Origin of the sequence: Stenotrophomonas sp. Y-13, from assembly GCF_046267925.1 — a bacterium.
GTDB classification, from domain to species: domain Bacteria; phylum Pseudomonadota; class Gammaproteobacteria; order Xanthomonadales; family Xanthomonadaceae; genus Stenotrophomonas; species Stenotrophomonas acidaminiphila_A.
Map to the genome: position 1 here is coordinate 1,486,820 of NZ_CP176501.1, position 15,714 is coordinate 1,502,533.

At 69.7% G+C, this 15,714-nt stretch carries 11 protein-coding genes and 3 tRNA genes; 10 read left to right on the plus strand and 4 right to left on the minus strand.

Annotated elements, in window-relative coordinates; all coding sequences use genetic code 11:
• The first annotated feature begins 53 nt into the window (after positions 1-53).
• The 9 genes from kdsB to ACJ7VY_RS06660 all read left to right on the plus strand — a co-directional run bounded on the left by kdsB (position 54) and on the right by ACJ7VY_RS06660 (position 6,365).
• Positions 54-827 carry a 3-deoxy-manno-octulosonate cytidylyltransferase gene (kdsB, locus tag ACJ7VY_RS06620; protein ID WP_409476605.1) on the plus strand — a complete coding sequence of 258 codons (774 nt, stop codon included), beginning with the start codon at positions 54-56 and terminating at the stop codon, positions 825-827.
• Positions 824-1,312, plus strand: a complete 489-nt coding sequence (locus ACJ7VY_RS06625) for a low molecular weight protein-tyrosine-phosphatase (RefSeq protein ID WP_409476606.1) — start codon at positions 824-826, stop codon at positions 1,310-1,312. Before kdsB ends, ACJ7VY_RS06625 begins: the two co-directional genes overlap by 4 nt.
• Complete coding sequence (locus tag ACJ7VY_RS06630) at positions 1,309-2,724, plus strand: hypothetical protein (protein WP_409476607.1); 1,416 nt, start codon at positions 1,309-1,311, stop codon at positions 2,722-2,724. The genes ACJ7VY_RS06625 and ACJ7VY_RS06630 overlap by 4 nt, the downstream gene beginning before the upstream one ends.
• Positions 2,721-4,640, plus strand: coding sequence for an excinuclease ABC subunit UvrC (gene uvrC / locus ACJ7VY_RS06635; RefSeq protein ID WP_240211436.1), 1,920 nt, complete (start codon positions 2,721-2,723; stop codon positions 4,638-4,640). Before ACJ7VY_RS06630 ends, uvrC begins: the two co-directional genes overlap by 4 nt.
• A gap of 7 nt (positions 4,641-4,647) precedes the next feature.
• The gene (gene pgsA, locus ACJ7VY_RS06640; RefSeq protein ID WP_104938586.1) at positions 4,648-5,262 is read left to right on the plus strand and encodes a CDP-diacylglycerol--glycerol-3-phosphate 3-phosphatidyltransferase; all 615 of its coding nucleotides are present in this window, start codon (positions 4,648-4,650) and stop codon (positions 5,260-5,262) included.
• 50 nt (positions 5,263-5,312) lie between these two features.
• A tRNA-Gly gene (locus ACJ7VY_RS06645) sits at positions 5,313-5,388 on the plus strand.
• A 183-nt stretch (positions 5,389-5,571) separates the two neighbouring features.
• Positions 5,572-5,647 (plus strand) — tRNA-Gly (locus tag ACJ7VY_RS06650).
• A gap of 78 nt (positions 5,648-5,725) precedes the next feature.
• Positions 5,726-5,799, plus strand: a tRNA-Cys gene (locus ACJ7VY_RS06655).
• Positions 5,800-6,221: 422 nt separating this feature from the next.
• A complete protein-coding gene (locus tag ACJ7VY_RS06660) occupies positions 6,222-6,365 on the plus strand; it encodes a hypothetical protein (RefSeq protein WP_158681832.1) in 144 nt (47 codons plus the stop codon).
• A gap of 251 nt (positions 6,366-6,616) precedes the next feature.
• On the opposite strand, the gene dxs is transcribed toward ACJ7VY_RS06660, so the two are convergent.
• From dxs to ACJ7VY_RS06680, 4 genes are all read right to left on the minus strand, one after another.
• Positions 6,617-8,527, minus strand: coding sequence for a 1-deoxy-D-xylulose-5-phosphate synthase (gene dxs, locus ACJ7VY_RS06665; RefSeq protein ID WP_409476608.1), 1,911 nt, complete (start codon positions 8,525-8,527; stop codon positions 6,617-6,619).
• A gap of 545 nt (positions 8,528-9,072) precedes the next feature.
• Entirely contained in the window at positions 9,073-9,738 is a 666-nt protein-coding gene (locus ACJ7VY_RS06670; protein ID WP_161614748.1) for an HNH endonuclease, read from the minus strand.
• A 77-nt stretch (positions 9,739-9,815) separates the two neighbouring features.
• Positions 9,816-11,606 carry an acyl-CoA dehydrogenase C-terminal domain-containing protein gene (locus ACJ7VY_RS06675; RefSeq protein ID WP_409476609.1) on the minus strand — a complete coding sequence of 597 codons (1,791 nt, stop codon included), beginning with the start codon at positions 11,604-11,606 and terminating at the stop codon, positions 9,816-9,818.
• A gap of 37 nt (positions 11,607-11,643) precedes the next feature.
• Entirely contained in the window at positions 11,644-12,120 is a 477-nt protein-coding gene (locus ACJ7VY_RS06680) for an LEA type 2 family protein (protein ID WP_104938588.1), read from the minus strand.
• A gap of 174 nt (positions 12,121-12,294) precedes the next feature.
• On the opposite strand from ACJ7VY_RS06680, the gene ACJ7VY_RS06685 reads away from it, so the two are divergent.
• The gene (locus tag ACJ7VY_RS06685) at positions 12,295-15,654 is read left to right on the plus strand and encodes a TonB-dependent receptor (RefSeq protein WP_409476610.1); all 3,360 of its coding nucleotides are present in this window, start codon (positions 12,295-12,297) and stop codon (positions 15,652-15,654) included.
• Positions 15,655-15,714 lie beyond the last annotated feature (60 nt).

Sequence of the window (15,714 nt, forward strand, 5' to 3'; positions counted from 1 at the left end):
CGTCGCGCCGTGCGGGGCCATCCAGTGCAGCCCGGAGCGGGCAAGGAGTACAGATGAACGTGGTTCCTGAATTCGTCGTGGCGATCCCGGCGCGCCATGCGTCCACCCGCCTGCCCGGCAAGCCGCTGGCCCTGCTGGCCGGGCAGCCGATGGTCGTGCACGTGGCGCGGCGCGCCCTGGACGCCGGCGCGCGCGAAGTGTGGGTGGCCACCGACGACCGGCGGATCGCCGACGCGCTCGATGGCCTGGACGGCATCCGCGTGGCGATGACCCGCGATGACCATGCTTCGGGCACGGACCGGCTGGCCGAATGCGCGCGCCGCGCCGGCTGGGACGAGCAGGCCATCGTGGTCAACCTGCAGGGCGACGAGCCGTTCGCGCCGGCGGCCGGCATCCGCGCGGTGGCGGCGACGCTGGCGGCCAGCGAGGCGCCGATGGCGACCCTGGCCACGCCGGTGGAGGACGCCGCGACCCTGTTCGACCCCAACGTGGTCAAGCTGGTGCGCAACGCGCGGGGCGATGCGCTGTACTTCAGCCGCGCGCCCATTCCCTGGCACCGCGACGCCTTCGCCCGCTCGACCGCGCAGTTGCCGCAGGCGCAATGGCTGCGCCATATCGGCATCTACGGCTACCGCGCCGGCTTCCTGCAGCAGTTCGCGGCGATGCCACCGGGAACACTGGAGCAGATCGAGTCGCTGGAACAGCTGCGGGTGCTGGAGGCGGGCTTCCGTATCGCCGTGGCGCTGTCGCCGGAGCCGTTCCCGCCGGGCATCGATACCCCGGAAGACCTGGCGCGTGCCGTCGCACGGCTGGAGGGCGCGCGTTGAAGCTGCTGGTGGTGTGCCTGGGCAACATCTGCCGCTCGCCGATGGGCGAGGGCGCCCTGCGCGCGCGGATCGCGCGTTCGCCGCTGGCCGGGCGGGTCGAGGTGGACTCGGCGGGGACCGCCGGCTGGCACCGCGGCAAGGCGCCGGATCCGCGGGCGGTGGCCTGCGCGCGCCGCCACGGGGTGGACATCTCCGGGCTGCGCGCGCGCCAGCTGCAGCCCGCCGACTTCCTCCGTTTCGACCACATCCTGTGCGCGGACCCGGACAACCTGGAGCAGGCCCGGGCGCTGGCGCCGCCGCAGGCGCGCGCCAGGGCCGCCTTGCTGCTGCCCTGGGCCGGGGTCACCAGCGCCAGCGCGGTACCCGATCCCTATTACGGCGGCGAGGCGGATTTCGAGCACAGCTGGGCGCTGCTGGAGGCGGCGGCCGAGGCGGTGGTCAGGCGCCTGTCGGCCGTGCCCGACTCCGGCATAATCGGCCCATGAACGCTCAGCCTGCGATGGATATTCCCAAGTCCGGCATCTGGCTCAATGCGGCGCCGTCCACGTTGCAGGACCACGCCGGCCGCCCGTTGGTGCTGGCCTTCGTCAACGCCGCCTCGGTCTGGTGCGTGCAGCGGCTGCTCGAGGTGCTGCAGTGGCAGGCGCGCAACCCCGGGCGCGTGCAACTGCTGGTGGTGCAGGTGCCGCGCTTCGATTTCGAACGTGAGCCGCAGCCGGCGCTGAAGCTGCTGCGCCGGCATGGCGTCGGCGCACCGATCCTGCTCGACGCGCAGTGGGAAACATGGCGCCGTTTCGGCATCGAGGCATGGCCGACGCTGCTGCTGATCGATGCCCAGGGCCAGGAACGCGAGCGCCTGGTGGGCGCCGCCGGCGACCTGGAGCGCAGCCTCAACGCGCTGTGCGAAGGACTGGCGCGGCCTGCCGACGAGGACCTGCGCGCGGTTGCGGAAACCAACGTGGAACCACGCCTGCCACTGCGCTTCCCCGCTGGCCTGGCGGCCAGCGCCGACCGGCTCTATGTCGCCGATACCGGCCACCACCGCATCCTCGAATGCACCCATGGCGGGCGCGTGCTGCGCCAGTTCGGCGTCGGCAGCGCGGACCTGGTCAACGGGCCGGCAGCCGAGGCGGCGTTCAACCGGCCGCATGGGTTGGCGCTCGAGCGCGAGATGCTCTACGTCGCCGATACCGGCAACCATGCCGTGCGCCGCATCCACCTGCCGAGCGGGCAGGTCGACACCCTGTGCGGCACCGGCCGCGCCGGCGATCCGGTGGCCGGCGTGCTGGCGCAGCCCTGGGACAGTCCGCTGAGCCACCCGCTGGACATCGCCATCGCCGACAACCAGCTGCATATCGCCATGGCCGGTGACAACCACATCTGGAGCTACGACCTGGGCATCCGCGCGCTGCGCTGGCGCGCCGGCGCCGGTGCGCTGGAAGTGCGCGACGGCGGTGGGCATCTGGCCGCGTTCGCCCAGCCCTGCGGCGTGGTGGCGGTGCAGCAGGTGCTGTATGTCTGCGACGCGCTGGGGTCGGCGATCCGCTCGGTGCAGCTGCGCGGCGACGTGGTGCAGACCCTGGTGGGGCAGGGGCCGTGGGAGTTCGGCAATACCGACGGACCGCGCGCCCGCGCGCACCTGCAGTATCCGCAGGCCATCGCGATGGGCAGCGAATCGCCGCTGCTGTGGATCGCCGACGCCGGCAACGGCTGCCTGCGCATGCTGCGCCTGGGGGGCGGTGACCTGACCACCGTCAACCTGCCGCGGCGCCTGCACGGCCCGGCCGCGCTGGCAGTGGCCGCCGGCGCGGTGTGGATCGCCGAGACCGATGCCCATGCGATCCTGCGGTTCGACCCGGTCAGCGGCGAACTGGGCCACGTGCCGATCGAGGAATGAGCGGCACGGTGACAAGCGGGTTCGACGGCCGGGCGTACGCGGCGGCGCTGAGCACCGCGCCGGGCGTGTACCGCATGTACGCGGCCGACGACACGCTGTTGTACGTGGGCAAGGCCGGCGCGCTGCGCAAGCGCGTGGGCAGCTATTTCAACGGCTCGCCGAAGAGCCGGCGCATCATGATGATGCTTGCGCAGGTGGCGCGGATGGACGTGACCGTCACCCGCACCGAGGCCGAGGCGCTGCTGCTCGAGAACCAGCTGATCAAGTCGCTGGCACCGCGCTACAACGTCTCCCTGCGCGACGACAAGACCTATCCGCAGGTGCTGCTCACCCGCGAGCAGTGGCCGCGCATCGCCCTGCATCGCGGTCCGCGCTCGGTGCCGGGACGCTATTACGGGCCTTATCCGGGCGTGGGTGCGGTGCGCGAGACGCTGAACCTGATGCACAAGCTGTTCAAGCTGCGCAGCTGCGAGGACAGCGTGTTCCGCAACCGCTCGCGGCCCTGCCTGCAGTACCAGATAGGCCGCTGCAGCGCGCCGTGCGTGGAGCTGGTGGCGCAGGCGGAGTACGACGAATCGGTACGCCGCGCGGCGTTGTTCCTCGAAGGCCGCAGCGACCAGCTGGCCGATGAACTGGTGCAGGCGATGCAGCAGGCCAGCGACGCCCTGGAGTTCGAGCGCGCCGCGCGCCTGCGCGACCTGGTCGCCTCGCTGCGCAGCATGCAGAACCGGCAGTACGTGGACGGCCGCGCCGCCGACCTGGACGTGCTGGCCTGCGCGATGCAGGGCGCCAGCGCGTGCGTGCTGCTGCTGGCCTTCCGCGATGGCCGCAACCTCGGCACGCGCGCGTTCTTCCCGCGCACCAACGGCGAGGACAGCGCCGAGGAGGTGCTGGGCGCATTCGTGTCGCAGTACTACGCCGAGCACGCGCCACCACCGGAAGTGCTGCTGGACCGCGAGATTCCCGACGCCGGGATGATCGAGGCGGCACTGGCCAGCGCCGCCGAGCGCAAGGTGGTTCTGAAATGGAACGTGCGCGGCGAGCGTGCCGGCTATGTCGAACTCGCCAGCCGCAACGCGCAGATCAGCCTGGTCAGCGAGCTCGACAGCCGTGGTGCGCAGCATGCGCGCAGCGAGGCGTTGCGGCAGATGCTGGGCCTGGCCGAACCGGTCCGGCGCGTGGAGTGTTTCGACATCAGCCACACCATGGGCGAGGCCACGGTGGCGTCGTGCGTGGTGTTCGACGCGGCCGGCCCGGTGCGCGCGCAGTACCGGCGCTACAACATCAGCGGCATCGAGCCCGGCGACGATTACGCGGCGATGCGCCAGGCCATCGACCGCCGCTTCCGGCGCGCGCTGGAGGCCGCGGAGATGGCGGCGCCGGACGCCGATGCCAGCGATGGCGGGCGTTCCCGCGCCGCGTCGCGCAGTGGCGACCTGCCGGCCTTGCCGGACGTGCTGCTGATCGATGGTGGCGCCGGGCAGCTCGCGCAGGCGCAGGCCGCGCTGGCCGACCTGGGGGTCGAGGGCGTGCTGCTGCTGGGGGTCGCCAAGGGCGTCGAGCGCCGCGCGGGCCACGAGGCGCTGGTGTTGCCCGACGGGCGCGAGATCCGCCCGGGCGCGGCGTCGCCGGCGCTGCAGTTCATCCAGCAGGTGCGTGACGAAGCGCACCGTTTCGCGATCACCGGGCACCGTGGACGCCGGCAGAAGGCGCGCATGACCAGTCGGCTGGAGGATATTCCCGGCATCGGCCCGCGGCGCCGCGCCAGCCTGCTCAAGCATTTCGGTGGACTGGCCGGGCTGAAAGCGGCCGGCGAAGCCGAGATCGCGCGCGTGGAAGGCATCAATGCCGCCCTTGCAACGCGCATCTACGCTAACCTTCACGGACTGTCGATCCCGGATCCGGCAGCGGAGTAAAGCTGTAATGACCCTGACCGTACCCACCTGGCTGACGTTGCTGCGGATCGTGATGATCCCGGTGCTGGTGCTGGTGTTCTACCTGCCGTACACGTGGACGAACTTCGCGTCGGCCGCGGTGTTCGGCCTGGCGGCGATCACCGACTGGCTCGATGGCTGGGTCGCGCGCCGCTACCAGATGCATTCGGCGTTCGGCGCCTTCCTCGACCCGGTGGCCGACAAGCTGATGGTGGCCGTGGCGCTGTTCCTGATCGTGCAGGGCCACCCGACCGCATGGATGGCGTTCTGGGCCGCGGTGATCGTCGGTCGCGAGATCGCGGTATCCGCGCTGCGCGAGTGGATGGCCGAGATCGGCCAGCGCGCCAAGGTGCGGGTGGCGATGATCGGCAAGATCAAGACCACCGCGCAGATGATCGCGCTGCTGTGCCTGCTGTACTCGGTATCGCCCAACACGCCGGTGACCGACATCTGGCTGGGCGGGCCGATATTCCACATCGGCGACTGGATGCTGGCGATCGCCGCGCTGCTCACGCTGGTGTCCGCCGTGCAGTACCTGCGCGCGGCCTGGCCGAGCCTGCGCGAGGACGAAATCGCCGCGCGCTCGCAGTCGAAAAAAAGATGAAACAGGGCTGTTGACAGGTAGGCGATTGCATGTAGAATTTCGCCTCCCAAGCGGGAATAGCTCAGTTGGTAGAGCGCAACCTTGCCAAGGTTGAGGTCGCGAGTTCGAGTCTCGTTTCCCGCTCCAGATCGATGAAGCTTCCGGGTTTTCAACGGAGCTGAATCAGGGAATTCACCTCATGTATATCGACGCGATCAGCTGATTGCAGGCGGTATGCGGGGAAGCCGGAAAGCTTCCCGGAAGCGTGAAGAAAGTTGTTAAAAAGGCTGGCGCAATTCCTACGAAGTCTGTAGAATGCACGGCTCCCAAGCGGGAATAGCTCAGTTGGTAGAGCGCAACCTTGCCAAGGTTGAGGTCGCGAGTTCGAGTCTCGTTTCCCGCTCCAGATTACGAAAAGGCCCCGCGAGCGGGGTTTTTTCATATCGGGAAGAGGTTTTTCTTCCTGTACGATCGACAAGATTGTGGCCTGGTAGCAGAGTGGTTATGCAGCGGATTGCAAATCCGCGTACGCCGGTTCGATTCCGACCCAGGCCTCCATTTGAAGCCCTGATGATTCAGGGCTTTTTCTTTTTCTGGATTGCGCAGCGCGCCGGGTGCCGGAAGTGTGCGCCGGTGGCGCGCGCGGTCGGCAGCTCGCGATCAGTGCCATTTGCCGTGCCGGCGCCGGGCGCGTGTGCCGCCGTCATCCACGGCGCACAGGATCGCGCGCGGGCGGCGCCAGGCGGCCCTTGTGGCGCCGCGCGGCGCCTGTTGCCCGCGCATGCGCTGAAGCGCCCGCTGGATGCGTCCCGACGAACGTGAGTGGCGGTGGTTTCAGTGCCGCGCGCGCTCCGCGATTGCGCCCGCGGCGACAGTCAGCGTCGTGATCCTGGTGTTGACGGCCGCGCACAACGTGCCAACGGTGCCGGCGGGATGCTCGTCCCACCACGGCAACCGGCCGCGGCAATCAGGAGACCGTCATGACCCAGCAGCGCGACCAGAACCCGAAGCAGAACGTCGGGCAGCAGAACCCGGACAACCCCAACCAGAAACAGCAACCCGGGCAGCAGGACCAGGGCCAGCAGCGCAAGGCGCCGGGCCAGGGCAACGACGAAGAAGAGTAAGCCGCGGCGTTGCGCCAGCGCGCATGCAGCCCAGGCCCGGCCATCATCCTGATGGCCGGGCCTATTCGCGGTGTGCTTGGCGCCAGGCCGGTACTCGCGCCGGCAGGAGGCAGTCGGGAAACACGGGAAACGGCGGTGCCTGTGCACCCGTGGAGGGCCGCGACGGAACGCCGGGGGCCCGCCACCTGCGCATGCACCGGGTCGTCCCGCTGCCGGCAAGGCAACGGGTGCACGCATCCAGAGGCCGTCAGTCAGCCGGCTACGCTCAGCGGCGCGGTGGTGCCGCGCACGTCCGGCCAGCGCCGCAGGATAGCGTCGCGGATGCCGGCCGCATCGATGCCGGCTTCGGCCAGCAGGTCTTCGCGGCTGGCATGGTGCTGGAAGCTGTCCGGCAGGCCCAGGTGCAGCACCGGCAGCACCACGGCCTCGGCGTTGAGCAGTTCGGACACGCCCGAGCCGGCACCGCCGGCGACCACGTTGTCCTCGACGGTGACGAAGCCCTGGTGGGTGCGGGCGAGGTCGAGTAGCAGGGCGCGGTCCAGCGGTTTGACGAAGCGCATGTTGACCACGCTCAGGCCCAGTTCGCGTCCCACCTGCTCGGCGGCCGCGACGGTGGAGCCGAAGGCCAGGATGGCCAGGCGCTGGCCCTGTGCGCGCAGCTGCGCCTTGCCGATCGGCAGGGTGGACAGATCCACGCCGGGCGCGACCCCCGGGCCGGTGCCACGCGGGTAGCGCACCGCCGCCGGTCCACGGTACTGCAGGCCGGTGCTGAGCATCTGCCGGCACTCGGCCTCGTCGGCCGGCGCCATCACCAGCATGTTCGGCACGCAGCGCAGGAAACTCAGGTCCAGGTTGCCGGCATGGGTGGCGCCGTCCGGGCCGACCACGCCGGCGCGGTCGATGGCGAACAGCACGTCCAGGTCCTGGATGGCGACGTCGTGCACCAGCTGGTCGTAGGCGCGCTGCAGGAAGGTGGAATAGATCGCCACCACCGGCTTTGCGCCCTGGGTGGCCATGCCCGCGGCCAGGGTCACCGCGTGCTGCTCGGCGATGGCCACGTCGAAGTAGCGCTGCGGGTACTCCCTGCTGAAACGTACCAGGCCCGAGCCCTCGCGCATGGCCGGGGTGATGCCCATCAGCTGCGGCTCGGCGGCGGCGGCATCGCACAGCCAGTCGCCGAACACGTCGGTGTAGGTCGGCTTCTTCGGCGCGCTCTTGGCCGGCAGGCCCTTGCTCGGGTCGAACGGGCCGACGGCGTGATAGCCGATCTGGTCGCCCTCGGCCGGCTCGTAGCCCTTGCCCTTGGTGGTCATGATGTGCAGCAGGTGCGGCCCCTTCTTGCCCTTGAGGGTCTTGAGGGTGGACAGCAGCAGCGGCAGGTCGTGGCCGTCGATCGGGCCGGTGTAGTGGAAGCCCATCTGCTCGAACGCGGTGGACGGCACGAACATGCCCTTCCACTGTTCCTCCCAGCGCTTGACGAAGCGCGCCGGCGGGCTGTGGCGCTTGTCGCCGAGGATCTTCTTGCCGCCCTCGCGCAGCGCGTTGAGGGTGCGGCTGGCGGTGGCGCGGCCGAGCATCTTGGTCAGCCCGCCCACCGCCTCGGAGATGGACATGTTGTTGTCGTTGAGGATGACCAGGATATTGGGCTCCTCGTCCATGCCGCCGGCATGCGCCAGCGCCTCGAACGCCATGCCCGCGGTCATCGCGCCGTCGCCGATCACCGCCACCATGCGGCGCTCGTCGCCCTGGCGCTGGCGCGCGATGGCCATGCCCAGCGCCGCCGAGATCGAGGTCGAGGAATGGCCGACGCCGAACGCGTCGTACTCGCTTTCCTCGCGCTTGGGGAACGGCGCCACGCCGTCCTTCTGCTTGACCGTGTGGATGGTGTCGCGGCGGCCGGTCAGGATCTTGTGCGGGTAGGTCTGGTGGCCGACGTCCCACACCAGCTGGTCGACCGGGGTGTCGTAGAGGTAGTGCAGGGCGACGGTGAGTTCGATCACGCCCAGCCCGGCGGCGAAGTGGCCGCCGCTCCGGCCCACGGATTCGATCAGGTAATCGCGCAGCTCGCCGGCGACCGCGGTCAGTTCGGTTTCCTCGAACGTGCGCAGATCGTGCGGGGTCTGGATGCGCGACAGGCGCGGATAGCGGACGGAGTCGATCATGTTCTTCGCGTTTCAGCTGGACCGGTATTTTCGCCCCCATTCCGGGGTGGGGCAAGCAAACCACCGGTGGCGTGGGCCGCCGATGACGGCTTCCGCGGCAGGAGTGCGGGTGGGGTTCAGCTTGCGCCGTGGCGGCGCTCGCCCGATGCGCGTCCGCTGGGTGCTTGGGCCTGGTGAAGGCACGCCGGGGTGCGCAGGTGGTGGCCGGTTCAGGCGCCGGGACCGCGATGGGGGCATGCGTTCGGTGCCTGCCCGGGCCTGCGGCAACGGCGTCGGGTCGGCCGGGAACTGGGTGCAGTCGTGACATGCGCGGGTGGGATCGCGCGTCCATGTATGCCCGCGCGACACGCGGGCCGTGCATCAGTCAGAGCGCAAGGCGCCGGCGCTGCGTCGCGGTGCCTGCCCGGGGCGCCTCTGCCAGCGGCAACGCCCTCGGGCGCGGCGCGGGTGAACGGACGCTGGCGCGCGTCGCGGGCGGGCGAACGCGTCGATGAATGCCCGCACGATGGGCGTGCCCGGCAGTCGCGCACCGGCACCGCGCCGGCTCAGGCGCTGCGGCGCGGGGCCTTCTTGGGCAGCTGTGCCTGCAGGAATGCCATCTGGTCGGCCAGGATGTTGCGGTTGGACAGGATCAGGTGCTCGATCCAGCTCGGCCGGTACGGCACCGCCAACAGCGGCATGTTGGCCTGCTGCGGGGTGCGGTTGCTCTTGCGCGAATTGCACTGGAAGCAGGCGCTGACCACGTTCTCCCAGATGTCGCGGCCACCCTTGGACAGCGGCATCACGTGGTCGCGGGTCAGGTGCGGGCGGCTGAACTGCTGGCCGCAGTACAGGCACAGCTGCGCGTCGCGGGCGAACAGCGCGGTGTTGGTGAGGTTGGGGGTCGGGTCGATGGCGCGCGAACGGGCATGGCCGCGCGAGGCGATGATCGGGTGCAGGTCCAGGCCGCTGCGCAGGCCGCTGGCGCGGTTGATGGCGCCGTGCACATGCAGGCAGGGGTCGCCCAGGGTCCAGGCCACCGCGCCGCGCGCGTAGAGGCAGGACGCTTCCTGCCAGTTGATCCAGTCGAGCACGCGGCCGTGCGCGTCCAGCGACAGCAGGCGCACGGAACCAAGGCGGTGCAGGGAGGGCGGGAGCGAAAACTCCACGTCCGGAGCGGATGCGGCGACTCCGGTATCGATCAGACCACGCGGTGTAGTGTCTGTCTCCATCGGGAAAACAGCTTATACACGAAGCGTGACAATTTGTGTAAACCCGGCCGCCATCGACGATGGCGGCCGGGCCGGGCTCACTCGCCGAAGCGCGCGGCGTCCATGGCCATCAGCGGCGCGGCACCGCTTTCCATGCTGGCGGCATGGGCCAGGGTGCGCGGCAGGATGCGCGCGTAGTAGAAGCGCGCGGTTTCCAGCTTGGCCTGCTTGAAGGCGTCGGGGTGGGCCGATGCCTGCGCCGCGGCTACCGCGCGCGCCCACCAGTAGGCCAGGGCGACGTAGCCGCTGTAGAACAGATAGTCCCAGCTGGCCGCGCCCAGCTCCTCGGGATTGGCCGCAGCGCGCTGCAGGACGCTGCGGGTCAGCGTGCCCCATTCGTTGGCCCGGGCGCCGAGCACCGGCAGGAATTCGGCGACGGCGGGATTGTCGCCGTTGGCAGCGATGAACGCCTGGATCTCGGCCAGGAACAGTTTCAGCCCCGCGCCCTGCGACAGGGCGGTCTTGCGCCCGATCAGGTCCAGCGCCTGGATGCCGGTGGTGCCTTCGTACAGGGTGGTGATGCGGGCGTCGCGGGCCAGTTGCTCGATGCCGTGTTCGGCGATATAGCCGTGGCCGCCGAAGCACTGCTGGGCGTTGTAGGTGCACTCGATGCTCCACTCGGTCAGGCAGGCCTTGACGATGGGCGTGAGGAAACTGACCAGGGTCTCGGCATCGGCGCGCACCTGTGCGTCGCCGGCGCTCTGCGCGGCGTCGAGCTGGGTGTAGGCGTGGGCGGCCAGCAGCCGCCCGCCTTCGGTCAGCGCCTTGATCGACAGCAGCATGCGCCGCACGTCCGGCTGGGCGATGATCGGGTCGGCCGGCTTGTCGGCCAGCTGCGCGCCCTTCGGCGCGCGCGACTGCAGGCGCTCGCGGGCGTAGGCCAGGGCGCCCTGGTAGGCGCGCTCGGACTGCGCCAGGCCCTGGATGCCGACGCCGAGGCGGGCGGAGTTCATCATCACGAACATCGCCTGCAGGCCCTTGTGCGGCTGGCCCACGAGGTAGCCCTGGGCGCCGTCGAAGTTCATCACGCAGGTGGACGAGCCGTGGATGCCCATCTTGTGTTCCAGCGCGCCGCAGCGCAGGGCATTGCGCTCGCCCATCGTGCCGTCGCGGCCGACCTTGTACTTGGGGGTGACGAACAGCGAGATGCCCTTCGGCCCGGGCGGGGCGTCGGGCAGCTTGGCCAGCACCAGGTGGACGATGTTCTCGCTCAGGTCGTGCTCGCCGGCGGTGATGAAGATCTTGGTGCCGGTGATGGCATGGCTGCCATCGGCGTTGGGCTCGGCGCGGGTCTTGAGCAGGCCCAGGTCGGTGCCGGCATGCGGCTCGGTCAGGCACATGGTGCCGGTCCAGTTGCCGGCCACCAGCGGCTTCAGGAAGGCTTCCTTCTGCCAGTCCTCGCCGTAGTGCTTGAGTGCCTCGACCGCGCCGTGCGACAGCATCGGGAACAGGCTCCAGGCCAGGTTGGCCGAGGACACCATCTCGCTCAGCGCCATGCCCAGGGTTTCGGGCATGCCCTGGCCGCCGAACTCCGGCGCGGCGGTCAGGCCGGTCCAGCCGCCGTCGACGAACTGCGCGTACGCTTCCTTGAAACCGGGCGCGGTGGTGACCTCGCCGGTGGCCTTGTCCAGCGTGCAGCCGTTCTGGTCGCCCACTGCGTTGAGCGGCGCCAGCACGCTGGCGCTGAAGCGGCCGGCTTCCTCCAGCACGGCGTCGATGACGTCGGCGCTGGCGTCGGCGTGGCCCATCGCGGCGAACAGAGACTCGGCCTTGAGCACGTCGTGCAGGGCGAAGCGGAGGTCGGTAACGGGTGCCTTGTAGTTGCTCATCGGTGCGATCTCGGATGAAACGGAAAGGGGAGGCGGATCAGCGCAGCACGCCGGGCAGGCCCGGCGCCTGGTTCAGGGTGTTGCGTGCGCTCACCTCGAAGCTGCGCTGCTTTTTTTCTTCCGGGGTGGCCTTGACCGTGCCCTCCAGCTCGTAGAACAGCGAGCGGCCGCCGGCCAGGGCGTCGGCCACGACGATGCGCGCCGGCGAGGCCGGCTGCAGGCGGACCTTGATCACGTCGGCCGATTCCGGGCCGATCGACAGCCCCGGGGTGGCGGCCAGGGTGCCGGCGGCCTGGTCACCGACCTTGATCCGCAGGGCGACGTCGTCGAAGCGCATCGGCATCGAACTGTAGTTGCGCAGCCGCAGCTCGACTTCCCAGCTGCCGTCGTTGGCGACGGTGAGCTGCTGGATGCCGGCGGCGGGTTCGGAAACCCGCTTCACCATGCCGCCGCCGCACGCGGCCAGGGCGAGGCTGAGAACTGCGGTCAGGACGTACTGTGGGCGAAAACGCATACTGCTCGGTCCTCGGGATCCGGAGGGGTTGGCCAAAGGATACTACGCCGTATGGCGGGCATGGCCGGGGGGCGAAGGTGCGGCCGATGGCGGAACTTCCGCGCAGGCTCATCTAGGCAGGTGAGGAGACGGACAACGTCGCCGCATTCGCATATACCGGAGAGGGGTTCATCAATGCGTTCATTCAAGTTGTTGCCGCTGGCCAGCGCCATCCGTGGCGGCCTGACCGCCGCGGCGCTGTGCGTGGCCATGCCGGCGCTCGCCGCACCGCCGCAGTTCGATATCGAAGGCGGTCGCATCGAGGAAGTGCTGCCTGAATTCGCCCGCCAGGCGGGCCTGCAGATCATCGCGCCGGCCGCCATGGGCGACGAGGGGCGGATCGAGGTCGGGCAGCTGAAGGGGCAGATGGACCCGCGGCAGGCGTTGAACCGCCTGCTCAATGGCACCGGGCTGGCCATCGCCTCGGACGACGGCCGTACGATCACCCTGCGCGCCGCCGCGCCGATGCTGGCCTCGCTCGGTGGCCTGGGCGGGCTGGCGGTGGCGCAGGCCGCCGAACCCGAACCGGTGGCCCCGGCGCCGCAGCCGGCGCCGGCCAGCGGCCCGGTCAATACGCTGGACCAGGTCACCGTGGTCGGCAGCCAGATCAAGGGCAGCAAGTCGGCGGCGATCCTGCCGGTGGCGACGCTGCAGGCCGAGCAGATCGAAGCCACCGGCGCGGTCTCCGGCGACGACCTGTACCGCTCCATCCCGCAGATGGGCAATGTCTCCTTCAGCGGCACCAACGGCGGCAACAGCTCCAACTACGCACGCGGCGACATCGCCTCGGTCAACCTGCGCGGGCTCGGCGTGGGCAACACGCTGCTGCTGATCAACGGCCGCCGCACCGTGGTGCACCCGACTAGCCAGGCCGACGGCAACCTGGTGCCGGTGCTGACCTACAACGCCAACACCGTGCCGGTGGCCAACCTGCGCCGGGTCGAGGTGCTGCTGGACGGCGCCGCCGCGATCTACGGCACCGACGCGGTGGCCGGCGTGGTCAACAACGTGCTGCGCGACGACATGGACGGCGGCACGCTGAGCGTGCAGAAGGGCGTGGGCGAGGGCACCCACCTGAGCGATGTGTCGGTCAACGGCATGTGGGGCCGCAATTCGCAGGACCTGCGCTCCAACGTCACCGTGGCCTTCAATTACTACAACACCACCGGCCTGAATTCGCTGGACCAGGACTGGACCCGCAGCGGCAACCGCATCGACGACTTCGCCGGTACCCCGTACGCAGGCCTGGCCGGGGTGGACAACCGCAACACCAACAGTCCGTGGGGCAATTTCACCGCCAATGGCGCGCGCGTGTCGCAGAACGGCAAGTGGTTGACCACCGCCGCCGGCGCCTTCCACGTCAAGCCGACCAGCAACGGCAACTGCGCCGCGACCCTCGGCGAAGGCCTGTGCGTGCAGTCCGGCAGCAAGGCCACCTCGGGTGCCGACGCCAACCTGCGCGACAACCACCAGTCGTTGTACCCGGTGTCGATCGCGCCGGACGTGCGCCGCATCAACCTGTTCGCCACCGGCAAGCATGATTTCGAGAACGGCATCTCGCTGTTCAGCGAGGCCGGCCTGTACGACTCGCGCGCCTACAGCCTGCAGAATGGCGTGAACACCATTTCCTCGCTGCCGATGACGGTCGCCGCCAGCAACTACTGGAACCCGTTCGGCGCGATGTACCTGCCCGACGGCACGCTCAACCCGAACCGGCTGCAGGGCCTGAACATCGGTCCCAACGGCCTGCCGGTGACGATCACCAGCTACCGCTTCGAGCGCCCGACCCGGATCGAGGTCAAGAACACCCAGGTGCGCGCGCTGGCCGGCCTGCGCGGCTACCACTTCGGTTTCGACTGGGAAAGCGCGGCGCTGTACTCCAAGGCCAGGGTCGAGGACACCCAGGACGCGGTGAGCATGACCCTGTTCCAGCAGGCGCTGGCCGATTCGACCGCGGCGGCCTACAACCCGTTCTGCGGCGGCTGCAACGACTGGAGCAAGCTCGACCGGTTCTTCTACAAGGCCAAGCGCCAGAGCGAGACCGAACTGTACCTGTGGGACGTCAAGGCTTCGCGCCCGGACCTGTTCCGCACCTGGGCCGGCGACGTCGGCATGGCGGCCGGCATGGAGGTGCGCCATGAGACCCAGCGCGACGACCGCGACGCCCACGTCGACGGTTCGTTGACCTTCACCGACGCGATCACCGGGGTCCAGTACCCGAGCGACATGTATGGCGTCAGCCCGACCCCGGACACCTACGGGTCGCGCACCGTCGCCGGTGTGTTCGCCGAGTTCTCGGTGCCGCTGGTCGCGCCGGGGATGGACATCCCGCTGGTGCGTTCGCTGGACCTGCAGGTGGCCGGCCGCGCCGAGCGCTACAACGACTTCGGCAGCGTGGCCAAGCCGAAGCTGGCGCTGGGCTGGCAGATCATCGACGGCCTGACCGTGCGCTCGTCCTGGGCCAAGGGCTTCCGCGCGCCCAACCTGGAGCAGGTCAACGCCACCATGGTCAGCCGCTCCAACAACCGCACCGACTGGGTCCAGTGCCTGGCCGACGTGCGCAGCGGCGCGCAGGCCTCGATGGCGGCCTGCAAGGGCTACACCGCCTCGACCACCGCGCGCCGTTCGGGCAACCCGGACCTGAAGCCGGAAACCTCGACCAACACCAGCGCCGGCATCGTGTTCCAGCCGCAGTTCATTCCCGAGGACTTCGGCCGCTTCACCTTCGCGGTGGATTACTACAAGTACGCGCAGGAAGGCATCATCGGCCTGTTCGGCGAGGGCAACGCGCTGATCCTGGACTACGTGCTGCGCCAGCAGGGCGGCAGCAACGCCGACGTGGTGCGCGCCGACCCCACCGCCGACGACATCGCGCGCTACGCCGGTACCGGCCTGGAGGCCGCGGGCAAGGTGCTGTACGTCAAGGACCAGTACGTCAACCTTGAACCGCAGACCGTGCGCGGCGTGGATTACAGCTTCAGCTGGGCCTCGCCGGAAACCCGCGCCGGTCGTTTCGACGTGTCGCTCAACGGCACCCGCCTGATCGAGTTCTACCGCCAGCGCTCGCCGGCGCTGCAGGCGCTGGAAGACGCCAAGGGCAGCGGCCTGGTCGATCCGTCGATCCGGGTCACCGGCGGCGGCAACCTGATCGGCAACGGCGGCAATCCGCAGTGGAAGTGGTCCGGCACCCTCACCTGGCGTTACCAGCAGCTGTCGGTCGGCGCCAGCGCGCGCTACAGCAGTGCGTTCGTCGAGAACGGCCTGGTGCTGGCCGACGGCACGCCATGGACGGTGAAGTCGCAGACCCTGGCCAATGCCTTCGTCAAGTACGACTTCCGCGGCGACGGCTGGATGGACGGGCTGTCGCTGAAGGTCGGCGCCAACAACCTGGCCGACAAGCGGCCGCCGGTGTCCAGCGACGCGTTCGGCTATTCCTCGGCGGTGTACCAGGCGTATCCGCGCTACTGGTACGTCAACGTGACCAAGGCGTTCTGATGATTCCAGACGTTGTCCGTGAAAGCGCCCGGCACGCGCCGGGCACCGCGGGGGTGCGGC

Coding starts and splice junctions, on each gene's coding strand:
- ACJ7VY_RS06675 (WP_409476609.1), bottom strand. CDS start 11,606: ATGAGCAACTACAAGGCACCCGTTACCGACCTCCGCTTCGCCCTGCAC.
- uvrC (WP_240211436.1), top strand. CDS start 2,721: ATGAGCGGCACGGTGACAAGCGGGTTCGACGGCCGGGCGTACGCGGCG.
- ACJ7VY_RS06630 (WP_409476607.1), top strand. CDS start 1,309: ATGAACGCTCAGCCTGCGATGGATATTCCCAAGTCCGGCATCTGGCTC.
- ACJ7VY_RS06680 (WP_104938588.1), bottom strand. CDS start 12,120: ATGCGTTTTCGCCCACAGTACGTCCTGACCGCAGTTCTCAGCCTCGCC.
- pgsA (WP_104938586.1), top strand. CDS start 4,648: ATGACCCTGACCGTACCCACCTGGCTGACGTTGCTGCGGATCGTGATG.
- dxs (WP_409476608.1), bottom strand. CDS start 8,527: ATGATCGACTCCGTCCGCTATCCGCGCCTGTCGCGCATCCAGACCCCG.
- ACJ7VY_RS06660 (WP_158681832.1), top strand. CDS start 6,222: ATGACCCAGCAGCGCGACCAGAACCCGAAGCAGAACGTCGGGCAGCAG.
- ACJ7VY_RS06670 (WP_161614748.1), bottom strand. CDS start 9,738: ATGGAGACAGACACTACACCGCGTGGTCTGATCGATACCGGAGTCGCC.
- kdsB (WP_409476605.1), top strand. CDS start 54: ATGAACGTGGTTCCTGAATTCGTCGTGGCGATCCCGGCGCGCCATGCG.
- ACJ7VY_RS06685 (WP_409476610.1), top strand. CDS start 12,295: ATGCGTTCATTCAAGTTGTTGCCGCTGGCCAGCGCCATCCGTGGCGGC.